The sequence below is a fragment of the Pseudoalteromonas sp. SG44-1 genome (assembly GCF_014164315.1).
Taxonomy (GTDB): Bacteria; Pseudomonadota; Gammaproteobacteria; order Enterobacterales; family Alteromonadaceae; genus Pseudoalteromonas; species Pseudoalteromonas rhizosphaerae.
Genome location: NZ_JACJEW010000166.1, coordinates 1 through 1565 on the forward strand (window position 1 = coordinate 1; position 1565 = coordinate 1565).

Genomic DNA, 1565 nt, shown 5'->3' on the forward strand with positions numbered 1-1565 from the left:
TTTTCAATATTCTTGATTTTTTTCTCGCCACCCATAAATAAAAATGGCGCAAAGCCGTACACTTCATCAGCATTGAGTGGGCCATGTTTTTTTAATGCCGCAGGAAAAAGTGGTTTCTTTTGGTTGTTTTCTATATCAAGGTCTTCAACTTCTTGAAATGCTATAAAATTTTTTATTGTCCGCTCAGTTTTACCTGCTTTAATATCTTGTTCATTTCCTTGCTTAGTCCGCATCCAATTAAGGTAAGGGCTGATTTCCACAGAATGTCCGGTTTTCTCACCGTAGAGTTTTAAATTGCCCCAGGCATTACGCGCTATAACATAATAAATATCGTCGTGCTCAAACGGGGTGTCTTCTAAAAATCGGTCAAGAATGTCTTGATAATCCGCTGGATTTGTCAGCCAAAATAAACCATCGGCAAAGCCGCTGAAACCGAGTATTTGCCAGTATTCAAGTAGCTGGTCAGGCAGTTTCCCTCGATACGCTTCTATATCAGCGGTAGTCGCGGGTACAGTTGTTGTTGGTTGCCTAAATTTGCTTAGAAAATAATCTAAGGCGTCATCATTCGTTTCTATCATGGGCTCTCTACTTTTTATTTAACGGGCAGCGCTCAAGTTGAATGTTCAACTTAGCATCTGGGCCATGTTTTTTAAATGCGTTTTCAACTTGCTCATCCATTAATTGCACGCGTGTTTTATCCCCTTTTTTACTCCCTATGGGTGCTTTAGCCCACTGCGGACCTAAAGAGCCATTAACTCGTTTATCGCCCATACGCGATACGCTATCATACCCGCCTGCGCCCATGTCAGGGTCATGTAATGCATGTAAATTGTCCATAATTTCTGTTGTCCTTTGCAAGGCTAGTTTTTCGGCTTCAGCATATGATACTTTTTTGCTGTATGAGTCTTTAAGGGAGCTCTTTAAATCTTTTTCGAAGTCTTTTCTAAAATCATCTTGCGCAGTTCCAGTACCTTTGCGCTTCATCTTTTGTATCGCTCGCGGTTTTCTCTGTATTCACCAATGGTTAAATCATTCAAGCCATTTTCTTGATGTTTAAGCTGCCTTGCGTAATTATGCTCTAAAGCGCGTAAGTCGCCTTTATTTCTTTTCCTTAAGCCATCACTTGGTTTAAAACAAGGCACTTTGTAAGCTTTCATTTTTAATCGAAGTGGGTGAGTGTTTTTACTCTGTACCCCCTTTAAATCATTCCCTTTCGGCGGCTCAAGCTCATTGGCAACGGTTTTCTTCGGTTTGCCCACTACACCCGTGCTTGCCGGTGGCTCAAACTCATCGAGGGCTTTGTTTACGCGATTGCCAATTTCATTTGCGGCGTTTCTTACGCCTTGGTCTATTTGCGGGGTGACTTCATCAAGTTGTTTGACCATAGCTTGCATGCCGTCAATGGCCGAGTCTGGCAGTAGGAGGTCGTATTTCCAGCTTGTTGAAATATCTTGCAAGGTATCTCTAAAGCTTTTAATAATTGCTTTGACTTCACTGGCGGCTTGTTTGCCTAAGTCTTGCCAGTTTATTTTACGTAAATACTGAACAGGGTCGCCTTTGCCTAC

At 41.9% G+C, this 1565-nt stretch carries 3 protein-coding genes; all 3 read right to left on the reverse strand.

Annotated elements, in window-relative coordinates; genetic code table 11:
* On the reverse strand, positions 1–578 hold a 578-nt coding region (locus H5187_RS23485), incomplete at its 3' end, for a GAD-like domain-containing protein (protein ID WP_182798468.1).
* Positions 579–585: 7 nt separating this feature from the next.
* The gene (locus H5187_RS24860; protein ID WP_259401770.1) at positions 586–984 is read right to left on the reverse strand and encodes a polymorphic toxin type 15 domain-containing protein; all 399 of its coding nucleotides are present in this window, start codon (positions 982–984) and stop codon (positions 586–588) included.
* Positions 981–1565 (reverse strand): polymorphic toxin type 15 domain-containing protein (locus tag H5187_RS24865; RefSeq protein WP_259401771.1); only part of this gene is annotated, 585 nt, incomplete at its 5' end. The genes H5187_RS24860 and H5187_RS24865, both read right to left, overlap by 4 nt.